20 protein-coding genes are annotated in these 16,715 nt (G+C 59.8%); 9 read left to right on the forward strand and 11 right to left on the reverse strand.

Going from position 1 to position 16,715, the window contains the following annotated elements; all coding sequences use genetic code 11:
- From ACHHRT_RS11140 to ACHHRT_RS11155, 4 genes are all read left to right on the forward strand, one after another.
- A partial coding sequence (locus ACHHRT_RS11140; RefSeq protein WP_395499847.1) for a HipA domain-containing protein occupies positions 1-530 on the forward strand: 530 nt, incomplete at its 5' end.
- 120 nt (positions 531-650) lie between these two features.
- Positions 651-2,249 (forward strand): CHAD domain-containing protein, encoded by a 1,599-nt coding sequence (locus tag ACHHRT_RS11145; protein WP_395499848.1) that lies wholly within the window; start codon positions 651-653, stop codon positions 2,247-2,249.
- Positions 2,250-2,251: 2 nt separating this feature from the next.
- A complete protein-coding gene (locus ACHHRT_RS11150; RefSeq protein ID WP_395499849.1) occupies positions 2,252-3,004 on the forward strand; it encodes a ParA family protein in 753 nt (250 codons plus the stop codon).
- A gap of 44 nt (positions 3,005-3,048) precedes the next feature.
- Positions 3,049-3,549: a SixA phosphatase family protein gene (locus ACHHRT_RS11155; RefSeq protein WP_395499850.1), complete on the forward strand. Its 501-nt coding sequence runs from the start codon at positions 3,049-3,051 to the stop codon at positions 3,547-3,549.
- Positions 3,550-3,569: 20 nt separating this feature from the next.
- Here ACHHRT_RS11155 and ACHHRT_RS11160 read toward each other — a convergent pair whose 3' ends face one another.
- The 4 genes from ACHHRT_RS11160 to ACHHRT_RS11175 all read right to left on the reverse strand — a co-directional run bounded on the left by ACHHRT_RS11160 (position 3,570) and on the right by ACHHRT_RS11175 (position 5,878).
- Positions 3,570-4,124, reverse strand: coding sequence for a polyphosphate kinase 2 family protein (locus tag ACHHRT_RS11160; protein WP_395499851.1), 555 nt, complete (start codon positions 4,122-4,124; stop codon positions 3,570-3,572).
- A gap of 28 nt (positions 4,125-4,152) precedes the next feature.
- Positions 4,153-5,172 carry a polyphosphate kinase 2 family protein gene (locus tag ACHHRT_RS11165; RefSeq protein WP_395499852.1) on the reverse strand — a complete coding sequence of 340 codons (1,020 nt, stop codon included), beginning with the start codon at positions 5,170-5,172 and terminating at the stop codon, positions 4,153-4,155.
- 7 nt (positions 5,173-5,179) lie between these two features.
- Complete coding sequence (locus ACHHRT_RS11170; RefSeq protein ID WP_395499853.1) at positions 5,180-5,386, reverse strand: hypothetical protein; 207 nt, start codon at positions 5,384-5,386, stop codon at positions 5,180-5,182.
- Positions 5,387-5,470: 84 nt separating this feature from the next.
- On the reverse strand, positions 5,471-5,878 hold the full coding sequence (locus ACHHRT_RS11175) for a diacylglycerol kinase (protein WP_395499854.1): 408 nt from the start codon (positions 5,876-5,878) through the stop codon (positions 5,471-5,473).
- Between the two features lie 215 nt (positions 5,879-6,093).
- On the opposite strand from ACHHRT_RS11175, the gene ACHHRT_RS11180 reads away from it, so the two are divergent.
- Together ACHHRT_RS11180 and ACHHRT_RS11185 are read left to right on the forward strand one after the other, a co-directional pair.
- The gene (locus tag ACHHRT_RS11180) at positions 6,094-6,978 is read left to right on the forward strand and encodes a UDP-2,3-diacylglucosamine diphosphatase (RefSeq protein ID WP_395499855.1); all 885 of its coding nucleotides are present in this window, start codon (positions 6,094-6,096) and stop codon (positions 6,976-6,978) included.
- Positions 6,979-6,989: 11 nt separating this feature from the next.
- The gene (locus ACHHRT_RS11185; protein ID WP_395499856.1) at positions 6,990-7,850 is read left to right on the forward strand and encodes a glycosyltransferase family 4 protein; all 861 of its coding nucleotides are present in this window, start codon (positions 6,990-6,992) and stop codon (positions 7,848-7,850) included.
- 24 nt (positions 7,851-7,874) lie between these two features.
- On the opposite strand, the gene ACHHRT_RS11190 is transcribed toward ACHHRT_RS11185, so the two are convergent.
- From ACHHRT_RS11190 to ACHHRT_RS11205, 4 genes are all read right to left on the reverse strand, one after another.
- Positions 7,875-8,651, reverse strand: a complete 777-nt coding sequence (locus tag ACHHRT_RS11190) for a diguanylate cyclase domain-containing protein (protein ID WP_395499857.1) — start codon at positions 8,649-8,651, stop codon at positions 7,875-7,877.
- 228 nt (positions 8,652-8,879) lie between these two features.
- On the reverse strand, positions 8,880-9,113 hold the full coding sequence (locus ACHHRT_RS11195; protein ID WP_395499858.1) for a hypothetical protein: 234 nt from the start codon (positions 9,111-9,113) through the stop codon (positions 8,880-8,882).
- A 215-nt stretch (positions 9,114-9,328) separates the two neighbouring features.
- Positions 9,329-11,083 carry a CehA/McbA family metallohydrolase domain-containing protein gene (locus tag ACHHRT_RS11200; protein WP_395499859.1) on the reverse strand — a complete coding sequence of 585 codons (1,755 nt, stop codon included), beginning with the start codon at positions 11,081-11,083 and terminating at the stop codon, positions 9,329-9,331.
- A gap of 567 nt (positions 11,084-11,650) precedes the next feature.
- Positions 11,651-12,805: a hypothetical protein gene (locus ACHHRT_RS11205; protein WP_395499860.1), complete on the reverse strand. Its 1,155-nt coding sequence runs from the start codon at positions 12,803-12,805 to the stop codon at positions 11,651-11,653.
- A gap of 323 nt (positions 12,806-13,128) precedes the next feature.
- Between ACHHRT_RS11205 and ACHHRT_RS11210 the strand changes: the two genes are divergently transcribed.
- Positions 13,129-13,821, forward strand: a complete 693-nt coding sequence (locus ACHHRT_RS11210) for a response regulator transcription factor (RefSeq protein WP_395499861.1) — start codon at positions 13,129-13,131, stop codon at positions 13,819-13,821.
- Between the two features lie 48 nt (positions 13,822-13,869).
- Here ACHHRT_RS11210 and ACHHRT_RS11215 read toward each other — a convergent pair whose 3' ends face one another.
- The gene (locus tag ACHHRT_RS11215) at positions 13,870-14,919 is read right to left on the reverse strand and encodes an Lcl C-terminal domain-containing protein (protein ID WP_395499862.1); all 1,050 of its coding nucleotides are present in this window, start codon (positions 14,917-14,919) and stop codon (positions 13,870-13,872) included.
- A 141-nt stretch (positions 14,920-15,060) separates the two neighbouring features.
- Between ACHHRT_RS11215 and ACHHRT_RS11220 the strand changes: the two genes are divergently transcribed.
- Positions 15,061-15,309, forward strand: a complete 249-nt coding sequence (locus ACHHRT_RS11220; RefSeq protein ID WP_395499863.1) for a hypothetical protein — start codon at positions 15,061-15,063, stop codon at positions 15,307-15,309.
- Between the two features lie 51 nt (positions 15,310-15,360).
- On the opposite strand, the gene ACHHRT_RS11225 is transcribed toward ACHHRT_RS11220, so the two are convergent.
- Together ACHHRT_RS11225 and ACHHRT_RS11230 are read right to left on the reverse strand one after the other, a co-directional pair.
- Positions 15,361-15,774 carry a PA2779 family protein gene (locus tag ACHHRT_RS11225; RefSeq protein ID WP_395499864.1) on the reverse strand — a complete coding sequence of 138 codons (414 nt, stop codon included), beginning with the start codon at positions 15,772-15,774 and terminating at the stop codon, positions 15,361-15,363.
- A gap of 102 nt (positions 15,775-15,876) precedes the next feature.
- On the reverse strand, positions 15,877-16,353 hold the full coding sequence (locus ACHHRT_RS11230) for a hypothetical protein (RefSeq protein ID WP_395499865.1): 477 nt from the start codon (positions 16,351-16,353) through the stop codon (positions 15,877-15,879).
- Positions 16,354-16,517: 164 nt separating this feature from the next.
- Here ACHHRT_RS11230 and ACHHRT_RS11235 point away from each other — a divergent pair, with 164 nt between their 5' ends.
- A complete protein-coding gene (locus ACHHRT_RS11235; protein ID WP_395499866.1) occupies positions 16,518-16,703 on the forward strand; it encodes a hypothetical protein in 186 nt (61 codons plus the stop codon).
- Positions 16,704-16,715: the final 12 nt, after the last annotated feature.

A 16,715-nucleotide genomic window follows, 5' to 3' on the forward strand; every position in this document is an offset into this window, starting at 1 on the left:
TGCTGGTGGAGCGTTTCGATACCACCCCCCAGGGGGGGCGCAACGCCCTGGTCAGTATGCGTACCCTGACTGGCGCCGAAGATCCCTTCGTGATCTCCTACGACGAGATGGCCGGCATCCTCCGCCGTTTTTCCTTTCAGCCGGAGCGGGATCTGGCGATGCTGTTCCGGCAGCTCGCGGTCAACCTCCATTTGCAGAATACCGACGATCATCTGCAGAATTTCGCCTGCCTCCACACCGGGGAGGGGTGGCGGCTCTCACCGGCCTACGATATCGTGCCCAACATCTTCCAGACCGAGCATATCCTGCTGGTCAACGGCAAGCACCGGGAGGTGGAATATGCCGATCTGGTGGCCGAGGGCAGGAGATTCGGCCTTTCGTCCCGCAAAATTGCCCGCCTTTATGATCAGGTCCGCTCTGGTCTGGCCCGCTGGCTCGAGGTCTTCGAGGAGTGCCGGGTCCCCATGGAGCATACCCGGGCCCTGCGGGCAAGCATCGCCCGCAAATCGTGCCTGCTCGCCCGTCCCTGATCCCTGGCGCGGGTTATAGCGCTTTCGTCAACTCTTCCTGCTGCTTTCACGATCCTCTGAGCTGCTTGGCCGTTCGATTTAGGTTGACATCCCTCCCCGATCTGACTTGACTGTCTGGTTATGAACAAGCAGAAAAGTGGCAAAGAATTTCTGGTTCCCCCCGACCTGGCCCCGGAATATCTGCCGGAGGAGATGGCCAGTTTGGGCTACCGGGTGATTGAGGAGCGGTCTTTGACTCACAAAAGCCGCCTCTTTGATACCTTCGACTGGCGGCTGCTCGGCCGTGGTTTGCTCCTGGTCCATGGGCGGGACGGTTATCAGCTTTACGGTGCCGATGACGGCCGGGAGTTTGCCCGCGCCCCGGGTAAGGGCGGCGGCCATAAATTCAGCCATGATTTCCCCGCCGGCCCCCTGCGGGAGCACCTGGCCCCGGTCATCGCCATGCGGGCGGTGTTGCCCCTGCTTGATCTGCGTGCCCAAAGCCGGTCCTGGGAAATTCGTAACCGCGATGACAAGCTGGTTTTGCGTTGCCGTTGGCGGCGAATGGAGGTCCGCCGGGTTGCCTGGCGCTCCGATCCCCAACCTGGACCGGCAAAAGGGGTGGCTCCGGAGCCCTTGCACACCTTGGTCTTGGAGCCCGTTACCGGTTATCGCAAGCCGGAGCGTGAGGCGCTGGCGATTCTGGAGCCACAAAACCTGCCGCCGGTGAGCCGGTTGGCGGCCCATCTATACCGCCATGCCGGTTTCGACCTGGAAGCGGGGAAGAAAACAGTTCCCCAACTGGGACCGGATTGGCCGGCGGCCAAGGCGGCCTTGGAGATCCTGCGCCATCAGTACCGGGTGATGCGCCTCAACGAAGCGGGGATCATCGCCGACCTGGACAGTGAGTTTCTCCACGATTTCCGGGTGGCTCTGCGCCGCAGCCGGGCGGCCATGGCCCAAATTAAGAAAGTTCTGCCCGCTTCCGCCAAACATTTTCGCTCCCAATTGGCCGACCTGGCCAGAAGGAGCAACCGTCTGCGCGATCTTGATGTTTATCTGCTGCAAAGGGAGGAGTATCGGCAGATGCTGCCCTCCGGCCTCCATGAGGGTCTGGAGCCAATTTTTGCCGTGTTGGCCGAGGAGCGGGGCCGGGAGTTCAAAAAGCTGGCGCGCTGGATGAAAGGCGCCGATTATCGCCGGATCATGACCAGGTGGGGCGAATTCCTGGCCGGCCACGACCCCTGGCAGGGAGAGGATGGCGTCGCCGCTCCGGCCAACGCCCTGGTTCCGGTACTGCCCCTGGCGGAAAAGGCGATCGCCGCCGCCTGTGCCCGGCTGCTGAAACATGGCCGGGCCATTGGGCCGGATTCCCCCGATGAGGCCCTGCATGCCCTGCGGCTGGATTGTAAAAAACTGCGTTATCTTTTTGAATTCTTTGCCGCCATCTTTCCCCCCGAGGAGATCACCCCCCTGATCAGCCGAACCAAGAAGCTGCAGGACAACCTGGGCGCGTTCAATGATCTTTTCGTTCAACAGGAGGCCCTGCGACACTTTTTGGCCGATCTGGGCCGGAGCGGGGCCAGACGCGCTGCCGGGATCACCGCCGCGGCGGCGGCCATCGGCGGTTTGATTACCCAGCTCAGCCGGGAGCAGGGCCGGGTGCGTCGGGATTTCGCCAAAACCTTCAAGGCGTTCGAGGGTTGCGGTCATCGTAAAAAATTCTGCCCGGAAGAGTGACCATGGCAAAAACCATCGCTCTGTACAGCATCAAAGGGGGAGTGGGCAAGACCGCGACCACGGTTAATCTGGCCCATGCCGCGGCGGTGGCGGGGCATGCCACCCTGATTTGCGACCTGGACCCCCAGGGGGCGGCTTCCTACTATTTCCGGGTGCGGCCGGCCCGCAAGTTCGGTCGCAAGAAGCTGCTCCAGGGCGGCAAGGAGATGGAGAAAAACATCAAGGGCACCGACTATGAGTTCCTGGACATCCTGCCGGCCGCCTTTTCCTATCGCAAGCTGGATCTGTCCCTGGGGGATACCGACTCCCGCAAGGCTCTGAAAGATATTTTTCGCCGTTTAGCCGGGGCCTATGATTACATCTTTCTCGACTGTCCACCCAACATCACCCTGGTGTCGGAAAACATCTTCCGGGCGGCGGATTACGTGGTGGTTCCCTGCATTCCCACCACCCTTTCCACTTTGACCTTAACCAAACTGCTGGATTTTTTCGCCGCCGAAAAACTGGACCGGAACAAGATCGTGCCCTTCTTCTCCATGGTGGAGGGCCGCAAGCGCCTGCATCGGGAGGTGATGAGTGAGCTGGCCGGCGCCCCAGAATACCGTTTCCTGCAAAGTGCTATCCCTTACCTGGCTGAAATCGAACGCATGGGCCTGACCCGTTCGCCGGTGGCGGCCGGCTTTGCCGGCTCCCCCGCCGCTCGGGCCTATCGGGAGCTCTGGGATGAGCTGGCAAGGCTGATCGCCGCGAGATAAGCGCCTATGGTTAGTTGGCTGAAAGGGGTCGGGGTAAGATAAGAATGAAAACTCTCTGTTTGTTGCGTCACGCCAAGTCAAGCTGGAAGGAGCAGGGGTTGAGCGACCTTGAGCGCCCTCTGAACCAGCGGGGCAAACGGGATGCCCCGGAGATGGCCGGCCGTTTGCGCGAGCGGGCCTTCATCCCCGAGTTGATCCTGGCCAGCCCCGCCCGCCGAACCCGCAAGACCGCCAAGATCTTTGCCGCGGCCTTGGGCTACCCGGCGGGGAAGATCGTTTGGGTCGAGGAGATTTACCACGCCGACCTGGAGGGTCTGCTTTCCATCCTGCGGGGGATCGAAGACGGCATGGCGCGGGTTCTGCTGGTCGGTCACAACCCCGCTCTCACCATCCTGGCCGAGTGGCTCAGCGGCGAGCGGATCGGTAACATCCCCACCTGCGGCCTGCTGGCCCTGGATTTTTCGGTACTTTCCTGGGGGAAAATCGAGCAGGCCGGCGGCCGCCCGCTTTTTTACGATTATCCCAAGAAACCCCGGCAGTCTTGATCTTTCGATTTTCCCCGCGGTCAGCCCGGCAGGGTGTTGCCGCTCATCAGGTTTTCCTCCATGAAGCGGAGTTCATCGATTCCCGAGATAACGATTTTGGGATCGATGGTTAACTCCTCGGCCGACAGTTTGTCGGCATAGTCAACCATGGAGAGAATATGCTTGATGCAGTTGATCCTGGCCTTTTTCTTGTTGTTGGAGCGGATGATGGTCCAGGGACTCAGGCTGCGGTTGGTTTCACTGAGCATCTGAAACTTGCGTACCGTGTAGTTGTCCCACTGCTCCAGGGCCACCACCCGGGCGCCCCGGGGGTTGAGATGCTGCATGATCCGTTGGATGGTGCCGCCCTTGCCCGCCGCGTCCCGGCCTTCGAACAGGATCATAACCCGCATCCCCTGCCGTTTGATATGGGTCTGGTACTTGAGCAGTTCAATCTGCAGCTTGACCAACTCCTTTTCATAGGTCAGGGTTTCGTGTTTGACCCAGACCGCTCGGTGCTTATCATCCCAGACCTCCCGCTGGCAGGCGGCCAACTTCTTGCCATTACCCCTGTCCTTATTTTTAAGGGCGGTCATTTCGTTGAGCGGGGGGGATCGCTTCCGGTCAGCTCAGGAATTTGCCAAATTGCTTGAACTCCTGCTGCATGTTTTTCAACTCCTTGTTTCCGGGGATGACAACGTCGGGGTTGGGGGTGTAGTCGAGCTTGCGGTTGCGGCCCCGGTAGCGGACCCGGCCGAGGATCAGCTTGATGGTTTCCAGTCGGGCCAGGTGTTTGTCATTGGAGCGGATGATGAACCAAGGGGTTTTCGGGGTATTGGTCTTCTTGAGCAGGAGGAATTTCTTTTTGGTGAACTCATCCCAGAGTTCCTGGGCCTGGAGATCCACCTCGCTGAGCTTCCACTGGCGGAGGGGATCGTTTTTGCGCCGCTCGAAACGGCGCTGCTGCTCCTCCTTGGAAACGGAAAAGTAGAGTTTGATCAGGATGGTCTTGCCGCCGTCATCGAGAAAATTTTTCTCGTAGGTAACCACCTTTTTCATGAAACGCTTGTACTGCTCATCGGTGCAGAATCCCATCACCGGCTCCACCATGGCCCGGTTGTACCAGCTCCGGTCAAAGAGCACGATCTCGCCGGCATGGGGGAACTGCTGGATGTAGCGCTTGATGTGCAGTTCGGTCTTCTGGTCGGAACTGGGCTTGCCCAGGGCCACCACCCGGTAGCGTTTTTCGTTCATGTAGCGGGTGACCCGGCGGATGGTGCCCCCCTTGCCCGAGGCGTCGCGGCCGTCGAAGAGAATGATCATCTTCATGTTGTTTTTTTCAAGGTGCCGCTGCAGCTTGATCAACTCGGCCTGGTAGGGTTTCAGCTCCTCATCGGCGTAGTATTCCAGCAGAATTTCCCGGATCAGGCGATCCTTGTCCTGCCGCTTCATCAACTCCATGATCTTTTTGACCCGGCCTTCCACGCTCATGGCCTTGATCTTGGAGTCCATCCGGCCCACCGCCCGCTGGATGGCGCTGGTGGAGGTCAGGGAAGATTTTTTGATTTTGGGGCCAACGAACGGAGCCAGCTCCGTCGGCTCGGTCTCCCCTTTGGGCCCATCGTTTGAGTTGCTTGCCGCCATAAAAACCCTATAAGGCCTCCGCCTTGCAGAGATTCTTTTTCCGGCCGGCCACCCGGCCGCATTTGCGGCAGAGATATTTGCCTTTGCTGACCAGACCTATATACTCCTTGAGGGAGTCGGTCAAAAAATCGCTTTTGGCCAGTTTGCAGAGTTTTTTGTCCAGTTCTTTATCCTTTTTTCCTTTCTTGTCATCGCCCATGGTCAGGTTCTCCACCGTTAACGGTTTTTATTGATAAGCCTAATGTTTTGCCGGAGGCAAGGCAAGCTCCATTACCTCTGTTTAACGCCCGGGCGATGATCAGACAAATTTGTCGACCAGGAGCAGGGCCCAGACACAGCCGGCGTTGAGCAGGGCGATCAACACGGCGCCCGAGCCCATATCCTTGGCCCGGCCGGCCAGGGGGTGGTACTCATTGCCGTGACGATCCACCACCGCCTCGATGGCGCTGTTGAACAGTTCGGCCAGCAGCACCAGCAAGAGACTGCCCATGAGCAGGGCTCTTTCCAGACCGGAAGCGCCCAGCCAGAGGGCGGTGGGGGCCAGGATCAGGCAGAGCGTGACCTCTTGACGGAAAGCCGCCTCTTCCTCCCAGGCGGCCCGCAGGCCGGCCAGGGAATAGCCCCAGGCCCGCCACAATCTGGTCAATGGCGCCCCTGGTTTTTTGCGGGTTGCCTTTCCGGGGTGGTTGGCCTCTGAACTCGACATTACGCACTCTCCCTTTTTCGCCCTCAGCCTAGCTGATAATTACCTGGAAATAAACCTTTTTTTTATTAATTAAAAATAGACCAACCCCCCCATAAAATCAAAATAATCATTCTCTAACCTCCATCATGTGGTTGCCCCGATTTGGTTGGCCAGGCTGGATCGATTTACGGCATGGTCGCAATCAGGATCAACATGAATCTCTAAGGAGGCGGCTGATGCAGCAACACACCTTTCGCACCATCTGGCTATCGGACACCCATTTGGGCAGCAGGGGAGCCGACGGGGAAGCGCTTTACCGGTTTCTGGAGCGTACCGAATCCCGGTACCTTTACCTGGTGGGTGATATCATCGATCTCTGGAAAGTACGGCGGGGCTGGCACTGGCCGGCGGTCAATGACCGGATCGTGGAGCTGATTCTGGCCAAGGCCGCTAACGGGACCAGGATTTTTTATATTCCGGGCAATCATGACGGAGCCCTGCGGGACTATGTGGGCGGCTCCATCGGCGGGGTTGAATTGCGGGCCGACGCGGTTCATGAAACCGCCGCCGGGCTGCGGCTGCTGGTCAAGCACGGCGACGAGTTCGACTGTGTAACCAGTAACCGTCGCTGGCTGGCCCGCCTGGGCGGATATGCCTATGACTACCTCCTTTATCTCAACCGGTTTTATAATGGTGGCCGTCGGCTGTTGGGCCTGGAATACTGGTCGCTTTCGGCTTGGCTGAAAAACCTGGCCAAACGGGCGGTGAACTTCGTTGGCCGCTTCGAGGAGACAGTGTTGGCCGAAATTCGCCGCCGGCGGGTTTCGGGTCTGATCTGTGGCCATGTCCACCATGCCGTCATCAAGGAGATGGGCGGTTTTTTTTACGGCAATATCGGCGACTGGGTGGAGAGCAATACCGCCCTCACCGAGAATCATGCCGGTGATCTCGCCCTGGTCCGCTGGACCGCGGCCGGGCTGCAGCCCCTGCCGGTGGACGTGGCCGTGCCGGTAAAGTCCCCGGTTAAAGGGCTTGCCGGCCAGGGTCCGGGGGCTGTCCCCTCGGTCGGGCCGGTTGCCGCCCGGGAAGTCCCTTCCGCGCTGGCTCCGGTTCTTGATTGAGGGCGCTGGCCATGAGAATAGCCATCGTTAGTGATGCCTGGCACCCCCAGGTCAACGGGGTGGTGACCACCCTGACCCGAACCATCGCCCAGCTGGAATCCTGGCAGCATCGGGTTTTTACCGTCACCCCCAATCTTTTTCAGACCCTGCCCTGCCCTGGTTATCCCGAAACCCCGCTGGCTTTGCTGCCATACCGCAAGATGGTCCGGCTGCTGGATAATTTCCGGCCCGAGGCCATCCATGTCGCCACCGAGGGGCCTCTGGGCTGGGCCGCCCGCCGTTATTGCCGGCGGCGGGGGTTGGGGTTCACCACCTCCTATCACACCCGGTTTCCCGAATATATCCGTTTGCGGTTGCCGATTCCCACCGCCTGGTCCTATGGGGTTATGCGCCGTTTTCACGGCGCCGCCGCCGCCACCATGGTGGCCACTGCCCCCTTGGCCGCCGAACTGGCCGCCCGCGGTTTTGGTTCGTTGAAAATTTGGTCCCGGGGGGTGGATGCCGAGCTGTTCAAGCCCCGGGATAAAAAATTTCTCGCCGGTCCCCGACCGCTTTTCCTTTATGCCGGCCGGGTGGCGGCGGAGAAGAGTATTGAAGACTTTCTGCGGTTGAAGTTGCCTGGCAGCAAATATGTGATTGGAGACGGCCCCGACCTTGAGCGTTTGCGGCGTGAATATCCCGAGGTCGTTTTCCCGGGTTACAAGAAGGGGGAGGAGCTGGCGGCCCATCTGGCGGCGGCCGATGTTTTTGTCTTTCCCAGCCGTACCGATACCTTTGGCCTGGTGATGTTGGAAGCCATGGCCTGCGGGGTTCCGGTGGCGGCCAGTTTCTGGACAACCTGCACCGGCTGGGCCCATGGTCTGATTCCGTAAGCGCGGTTCCTCGGAAGGTTGTTTTCAAAGCTCACGGTTAGACTCGTTGCCCTCCTTTTCGTTCAGGTCCAGGGCCGCAAACTTCTGCGGGGAGAGCTTGGCTTGTTTCTTAAGTTCGGCCAGAACGGTGAAAATCTCCTCCAGCGAATAAAGTTTTACCCCTTCCTTGAAGAGGGTGAGCATGGCGGCGCTCACCGACAGCAGGGGAAAACGGCGGCTCAGTTCGCGGACAATTTCCCGACAATGGGCGATGGTGATATTTTCCCGGTCCAGTTTGAACCCCAGGAAAAAATCATCCCCGCCCGCATGACCGACAAAACAACGGATCCGGTTGGTGGTTTCCTTGAGAATATCGGCGAACATCAGGATGGCCCGATCACCGGTGCGCATCCCGTATTTATCGTTGAAAGGCTTGAAGTTATCAAAATCGAAGTAGCAGTAAACGTGGATGTGGTCGCTGTCGCTGTTGCCTTCCGAGACAAAGCGGCTGACCTGGAAATTGCCGGGCAATTTGGTCAGCGGGTTCTGGTCCCGCGCCTCTTCGATATTTTTTTCAAAGAGCAGCCTGAGCAGGGCGTTGGCGCTCAAAAAAACCCGATATTTGCCGTCGTCGGTGACCAGGGTGCCCTCGCACTCGGGATTGAGGGAGAATATCTCCAGAATGTTCTCAACCTTGGGGCGAATTTCGGTTACCGGAATTCGGGTGATGAATTGGCTGATGTTGCCGGTGGCGGTGGCCCGATTGCGGAGAATGTCCTTGCCGAAAGGGGATCTCCATGAATTTGCGGATCGCCATGGCACGCAGGGCTGGCTCCACCTCGGCCAGCATCCCGTCACGGTGGGCGGTGTTGAAAAGTTCGGGGATGGAAGCAAAACCCAGTTCGCCGCTGTTGCGGAGCAGGGCCTCACACCCATCACAAACCCCGGTGTAAAAGGCTGCTTAAGGGCGGCGGGCTCTTCGCTGGTTTCCGGAAACACGGGGTAGTCTCGTTTGGTGATCGTTAAAAAGCCGGTCCCATGGGCCCTGGTTCAGGCGGCGCGGAGCAGGGGAGAAAAGGAGCAGCGCCCGTATTCCGCCGGCCGCAGGGGCTTTTCGTAAACCCTGGCCTGACAGTAGAGGGGGCAGTCCCGATGGGAGCCGGAGCGGCAGTAACGGGCCTGTTCGGCCAGGCTGGGCACATAGAGGCTGTTGTCGGCGCCACAGGTTGATACCGACCAGGTTGAGTCCCGGCCTGAGTGGGTTCGTAATTGATGGCAGGGCATGGTCATTCTCCTTGGTATTGTTAGCTGGATAAGGGCGGGCTGCAGGGTCTGTCTCCATTTTAAGTGGATATTGTTAAGGGTTAATAAAATGAGGATCAGGATTGCGGCAGGGTGTTGGGTGTAGCCCTGCCGGTCCGGTCATCAACACCAGGAACGGAACAAGGGAAGGGGGTGAAGCCCCCCTTCCCTTGGCAACGGTGGGGTGGTGAGCGCTTCTACTCGACGACCTTTACGAAGATCGGGTTGCTGTAGAACCACAGGTCAGCATAGGCCTCGGCCACCTCGGCCAGCTTGCTGTTGGTGTCGATCTCCACGCCTTCGAGCAGACGGGCTTCCAGGACTGCCGGGTCCATGCTGGCGTAGATGTTGTCGTGCGCCAGGGAGTCGGCCAGAGGGTTGCCTTCCGCGTCGGTCTCGAAGGGCACGTTGGCCGGCAAATTGGTGCCGCGCAGGCGGAAGAACATGTCCTTGTCGGCCCTGAACTTGTACACGTAGGTCATGTACCCGTCCTTGTCGGCACCGCCGCGGCGCTCGAAGGTGGTCACCACCGCGGTGTCGGTGCCGTAGTCGGTATTCTCGTAGCTACGATTCGCCACGTCCGAAAGGTCGGTCATCGGGGCGTTGCCGGTGATGGTGCCGGCGATCAGGTCGATGTGGTCCAACACCGGCATGTTCAGGGGCTGATAGATGCCGATCTGGGCCAGGGAGGGGTTGTCCATGTCCAGGGGGCAGTTGTTGGGGGTGTTGGGGTCGCGGACCTTGATTTTGAGGGTGACCATGTTGCCGGCCTTCACTTCCAGGGTCTCACCCATCATGGCCTTGGTTTTGCCCTGGCCGTGGGCCGTGAACTCGAGCTCGTCAATCAGATCGCCCTGGACGTTCCAGGAGTTCCCGGACTTGACGCCGTCGAACACCGCCTGGATCGGGTCGGCGGCATCCGTGTCGATGTAGGTGTAGTTCCTCTGGTACTCGCCGGGCGCGAAGTCGCTGCCGCCCTGGCGCCAGTTGCGGTGGTCGTCCGAGCTGGCGAATTTGTAGAACTGGCGCCCCTCGGCCAGGAGGCCATCCCACAGGCCGCCGATCGTCGCGGCATAGAAACCTGTCCCGCCGTAGGTGCCGCCGCCCAGGGAGGTCCGGCTGAAGCCTCGGTCACCGGAGGTCTGGTGCCCTGGGGCCCCCTCGAAGCCGATGGCCACCTCCGGACCGGCGTCCATCCAGTTGCGGAAGTCTTCGATGAAGTAGGCGTGGGCGCGCTCCACGTGGGCCGGGACCACCCAGGCGTCGGCGATGCCGTTGCCCACCAGGGCCTGCATGAACCGGACGGCTTCGATGGCATCCAGCTTGGCAGACTCGCGATCTTTGCTCTCCCTGCAGTCGTTCATGCCGCAAGGATAAATGTAGCCGTTGGTCTTTGCCAGGGGCCCCCAGCCGTAATTCGCGAGCAGGCTGGGTTCACCGTTACGGCTGTTGTCGTCGTCGCCGCGGTCAAAGCGGAATTCGAACTCACTGATGGCGGTGGCTGTTCCGTCGTACTGGTGGATGGCCGTGGAGGTGTGCTCGTGGCCCGGCGGGTTCCACTCAAAGCCGCTGATGATGACCTTGTCGGGGTAGAGCGCGCGGGCTTTCAGGATGTCGGGGAACACGTAGTCCCGCAGGCCCTGCCACCGCCACATATTCTGGTGGCCGCTACTCTCATTGTAATCGCCGAGGATCGGGTTCACGGGGTAGACCGTGGGGTCGTCCCAGTAATTGCCGTTCCCATCACGGTTGCGTTTGCCGCCGTGCTCGCTGTTGGCCCACCAGTGGAGGCCAAAATGGTTGTTTGCGGCCATGCTGTCGAAGAACTTGTGGCTGCCGTCGGTGTACAGGGTGTGCTGGTGGAAATCACCGGGGAGGTACTCCCCGGCAAGGGCCGGGGCGGCGGTTGCCAAGGCGGCGGCGCCGGCTATGAGCAGCGCTGTCTTCTTCATCCTAAAACCGAGTCCGATACTTTTCTTGCGCATGACATTGTCCCTCTCTGAAATTGATGAGTCTTACTGGTCGTCCCAGTGTTAGTAAGCTGGATAAGGCCGGGCTGGAGCATCTGCCCCTAGCTTATCAGCCCGTTGAAAAACGGGCTGTTAGCGGCCCATGGACGGGCCGCCGAATTCGTTGGCACTGAAAGTGGCAATGAATTCGTGAGGTTGGCCAAAGCCATCTTTGGCCAACCGTTAGTTGAAAAAGCCAGGGATGGTTTTTTCAACGGACTGTTATGGTTGCTGGCGACAATATGGGTTATGTCGTCGCCGCTGCAGCCCGCCAGGCAAGCATGGAGCAGCCGCTTAATTGCCCAAAAAAGGACCGGGGGAGGGGAGGAGGGGAAACCCGCCGGTCCGGATGAAGAAAGATTGCCGATGGCAACCCGTTTTCATCTCCCGGCAGGGTAGTAGCCTATTGTTAAGGGTGGGTTAAAAAAGAATCAGGTAACGAAAAGGAGTGGGTGAAGGAAGGGTGAAAGGGGATGGTCCGGCAGCAGGGGGGGGCGGGTGACTGTTCGCTCAGGAATCCAGGCGGGCTTTATACTCCTGAATTACCGTTTCCCGGTCCATTTCGGTTACAATCAGCTTCTTGCGCAGGTTTAAATCATCCCAAGGGGGTTGCAGGCCGATCTCCCGGTCCCGCTTGCTTTTATCCTGATCCTCCGGGGCCTTTATCTTTTCGCTGAAATGGGTGTCGTCGCCCATGAAGGCCAGCAGGGGCCGTTCTTTTTGCCCCCGCCGCCGATTCTTGCCGGCTAGAACCGTGATCAGAAAGTCAGTGTATTCCCGGGATTGCGGGTTCCAGACCTCGTAACCATCCACATCATAATCGGCCAGCAGGACCGGCCAGAACTCTTCGGGATGGGGGATGACGATCCCGGCGCCAATGCCGCGGGCCTCCTCGATGATCTCCGAGGTGCGGTAGAAAAAGTTGAGGGGAAAGGCTCCCTTGACATCCTGCTTGACCTGGCGCAGGAAAACCTGGGCCCGGTTGATGGTTTTGTTGTCGTAAACCCCCCGCAGGGTGTCGAGAAAGTTGCGAGCCAGGCGATTCTTGATCACATCCGGGGGCAGGGTGTCGTAGTGCTGCTCCAGCAGGGCCTCCAGTTTGGCCGCCTGGATGCGGACAAACTCGATGGTGCTGTCTTCGGCGCCGGTTTCCCGGGCGGCCCGGTTGACCCGCTCGGAGTCAGGCTTAGTGAGGGTAGTCAGCAGATCGAAAAGCTGGGAGGCTCTGTACTGGAAGGTATGCTCCAAGGCCCCTTGCAGCACCCCCGTTTTCTCCAGCCGGTCCCGGTGGAAATGGAGCAACAGCTGTACCTTGCGCTGGAAGCCCCGGGAGTAGCAGTCAACTTCCACCCCGCAGTATTCGTCGTAGGCGGTGATCCGGTTGTGCTGGGTGGGGATGATCAGCTTTTCGATGGCTCGAGGGTACAGGTTTTCCACCCGTTGCCTGATCAAATCCATCTCCACGAACTCCGGGTGCCAATGGACGGCCAGCACACTTTTCTGGCGGGGGAAGATTTGGGGGGGCTCGGTGATCCGCCGCTCTTGCTCCGGGCTCAGTTCGATGTTGGTGATGGCGGCAAAGCGGGCCTCATCTTCGGGGGTTACTTCGGGGCTCTCTTCCATGGGGGTGGGGGGCGAAACCTTCTTGCCTTTGATCAGCTTCATTGTGCGGTCCTGTTTGATTGCCGGCTCCAGCCGCTGCCTGGTCTGTGAAGTGGGTTGTCCATGGTTGGCCGGTATTGTGCCAGCCTAGCGGTCCCGGGTTAGCTTTTGGTTATGTTTTGGTAAGTTTTTGGCGCATTTATCTAATCAAACGCTGACCCGAGCATAACAGATCGGGACTAAATGTTAAAGAACGCAAGTGGGTTGTGGGCGGCATAATCCGGTGTTGGTGGATCAACGGCTTGCGAACATTTAATTCGTCACGCCGACGGTGGGTTTCAGGGTGGAATCGGCCGGTGGGCGGAGAGTGTTTGACGAGGTGGAGAATGCGGCGCAAAACCCTGCTGGTGGTTGAGGATGAGAAGGATATTCTGCAACTGTTAAGCTATACCCTGACCAAGGCGGGCTTTCGGGTGATCCTGGCCCAGTCCGGCGAGGAAGCTCTGGAGAAACTTGGCGGTGAACCGATTGATCTGGCCCTGCTGGATATGATGCTTCCGGGAATCAATGGCCAGGAGGTCTGTCAGGCCATTCGCCGAACCGAAAAGTTAAAGAATATTCCGGTGGTGATGCTGACCGCCAAAAGCGAGGAGGATGATATCATCTCCGGCCTGGCCGGTGGAGCAGACGATTACGTGACCAAGCCTTTCAGTCCCCAAGTGCTGGTGGCCCGGATCTTGGCCAACCTGCGGCGGCGAGGGGCCACCGGGACCGAAGGGGATAATGAACAGGCGGAACCCATCCAGCTGGGAGATCTTTTTCTTGATCCGGCCCGTTTCGAGGCCACCGTCGGGGGCAAGCCGGTGGTGCTTACCCTCACCGAATTCGACATCCTGAAACTTCTGGCCCGCCGGCCTGGTTGGGTCTTTACCCGCCCCCAGATCATCGACGATGTTCGGGGCTACGAGTACAGCATCAGCATGCGGACGGTGGATGTTCATATGTCCAGCCTGCGCAAAAAAACTGGGCCCGGCGGGGCGGATGATCGAGTCGGTGCGGGGGCTGGGGTATCGTCTTAAGGGCTGATTCTGTCCCCAAACCGGCAGGTATCTCGCGTTCAGGGTGGATCAACCTTGTTCCAACCGGGCTGGCAGGCAGACCGGCCAGAGGGCAAAACGGGTGGAAGGTTTGTGGCCGACCCCCAGGGCGCCTTTGTGGAGATACAGGGCCCAGGCCCAGTCGGTTTCAAAGTAGCTGGTGGTGGCCGACCAGTAAACCTCCTGGAGATTGAGGAAGGGATGATCGGTCGTCAGGGCCGGGCTGTGCCGGCTGCAATCAACCAGTGATTCCAAGGCGTTGATCGGGGGTAATCGCCAGGCGCGTCGGCCGCCGAGCCCCTGCCGGTTTATTTGGACCATCGCCTCCAGGGCCTGTTGCCAACTCAGCGGGGTCTGGAAATGGTTGGCGTCCCGCAGCCAGATCAGGCCGGTGTGGCGGTCACGGACCGTGGCTCCGTCAACCAGAAAGCGGGGGGCGGGGGTGGGGATGCCGTGGCGGAACTCGCCGTCCTGGCCGCTGCCCAGGCAGTCGATCACCCTGCCCTCCTGGTCATGGCAGAGGGTCTGGCCGGTCGCGGCCAGGATCGGGCTCTGGCCCCGCACCGGCCAGCAGAGATATTGCTGATCCTTGCGACCGTAAAACATCCGACCGCCCTCCAGGTGGATATACCAGGCGTAGGCGGGGTTGATGGCGGCGGTGGTGGAGGTCCAGTACCAGCCCAGGAAAAAGTTGCTGAAGGGATGGCCCATGGGCAGGGCTGGTTTTCTGGCCTGGTAGCTGATCAGGCTGAGCAGCTCGCGGCGGTTGGGCAGCCGCCAGTCGTCATGGCCCAAAGCCTGCTCCTCATTCATGGCCGCCACCAGTTCCAGGGCTTCGGACCAGTCGATGGGAAAATCGTTGGGGTTGGCGTTTTGGCTCCAGGTCAGGCCGGTAAGATTGTCCCGCACCAGGCCGTCACCCGCCTGGAAACGGGGGTGGGGCCAGGGCAGACCGTAACTGGTTTCCCCGTCCTGGCCGCTGCCTGGGCAGGGAATCTCATTGCCCTGGGTGTCGAAGCAACCCGTCAGGCCGGTGGCGATGGGAGTGGCCCAGGGGCCGGTTTCGGTGGGATTGTTCATTTTAGTACCATACCGCGAGTGGGCCCGGGGAGGCAACCGGGCTTTTGCGCTTCGTGTTGACAATCACTCTTCCCGTACCTACAATCGAAAGTAACAAATCGGTGTTACAAAGTGACAAATAAGGAAAACAGGAGGTACCTCATGCCCAGCAAGGAAGAGTTGTGCAACAAGATCAAGGAGGTTTTCCCGGAGATCGGCTCCTGCGGTATCGACTTGAAGGTTGATTATGACGATTCCGAGAAGGCCTGGGTGGTTGACCTGAAAAAGGGCGACCACGAACTCAAGACCTACCTCGAGGAGCCCGAAGCCCAGCAGTGCATGGAGGGCAAGCAGTGCGTTTCGCTGGGCCTGCAGATTGGGCAGTTGCGGAAAAATATCGAGGAGCTGTAGCGGTCTGATCAAAGGCGCGGAGGCCATAACCTCCGCGCCTTTTTCTTGCCTCTAGCGGACGGAGCGGGTGAAGGGGAACACCTTGGTGAAACCGAGAATGTCGGTGACCAACAGCACGATGAAGACAAAGACCGCCGCGCCCACGATGGTGCCGACTCCAGCCCCGGCGGGCAGGTGGTCGATCTCTTCGGCCAGCCGCAGCACCTCCGCGTCGGTCAGGGCGGCTACCCGGCTGCCGGCTTCCGCCGGGCTGATCCCATGCCGGGCCAGGGCTTGTCTCACCTCGTCTCTTTCCAGGAACAGGGCCACCCGGGCCCGGGCCTCGTCGTTGGCCTGAACGGTCAGGATCGCCTCGGTGCCGATCAGGCCGGCTTTTGCCGAATAGACGTTCAGGTCCAGCAGGACAAAGGCGGTGAGCAGCAGAAGGCAGAGGGGTTTGCCGAAATAACGGATCAATTTGCGCATGGTGTCCTCCTTGGGGGAGCATTTGTCGTGGTCGGGTCAGGCGGGTTGCTTAAAATTCAGTAATCCCACCAATTCTAGCCAAAAGAGGGGCGGGCGTCAAAGCTAATTTGACTCCCTTTCGTTCAGGTCGAGATCAAGGACCTCTTCCTCGTCGGCAGGGGCAGGGGCGCCAGCCGGGGCCTCCAGGCGGGCGGCCAGTTTTTCCAGATCGGCCCGCAGTTCCGCCCGCAGCTGATGGTTCTGTTCGCTCAGTTTTTGCGTTTCGGCGGCCATGAACTCGCGGAGCGCGGTGTAACGCGAAGTTTCGGCCCGCTCAGCCAGCTTGCGCAGCTCCTGCATCTCCTCGGCGGTGCGGCCGGCCCGGAGCAGGCTGCTCTGACGGACATAGATGGCGTAAACCAAGCTCGGCCCGGCCAGCAGGGCCGCAAGCAGCAGCATGATCAGCCCCAGGGGGCCGTCCACTTCGGTGACCCCCAGGGAGAGGGGAAAAACAGTGAGGAAGGCGGCCCAGTTAAGGATCACGAAGCCGGCCAGCAGGGCCGCAAGCAGCAGCAGTAACAGCACAACTACGCGGATCATCGGAATCATCTCCCGGTTAAGGTTGGTTGGGCGAACGGCCCATTATTGACTATAGGAGCGAAGTTCTGGGGTTGGCAAGGTAAAAGTTGCTCGGTTTTTCCTTGACAGCCGAGGGGTGGCGGGCTGTAATTGAAACTCAACCCCAACCGATTTCGAGGATGAACATGGTCGAGCAAGAATCTCACAGGAAAAAACCCAATCCCCAGAAGGTGGCCATTCTCAGGGCCCTGCCGCTGGAGATCAAACAACAGATCACCGGCGAGGAGGCCAGCGCCTTCATCCACGACGAAGAGCTGCCCGACTCCATGCTGGCCAAGCTCAAGGATTATCTCACCGACGAGGAGTTATAAGCCGGCCCGGAA

The organism is Desulfurivibrio modestus (genome assembly GCF_044068625.1).
Classification (GTDB): domain Bacteria; phylum Desulfobacterota; class Desulfobulbia; order Desulfobulbales; family Desulfurivibrionaceae; genus Desulfurivibrio.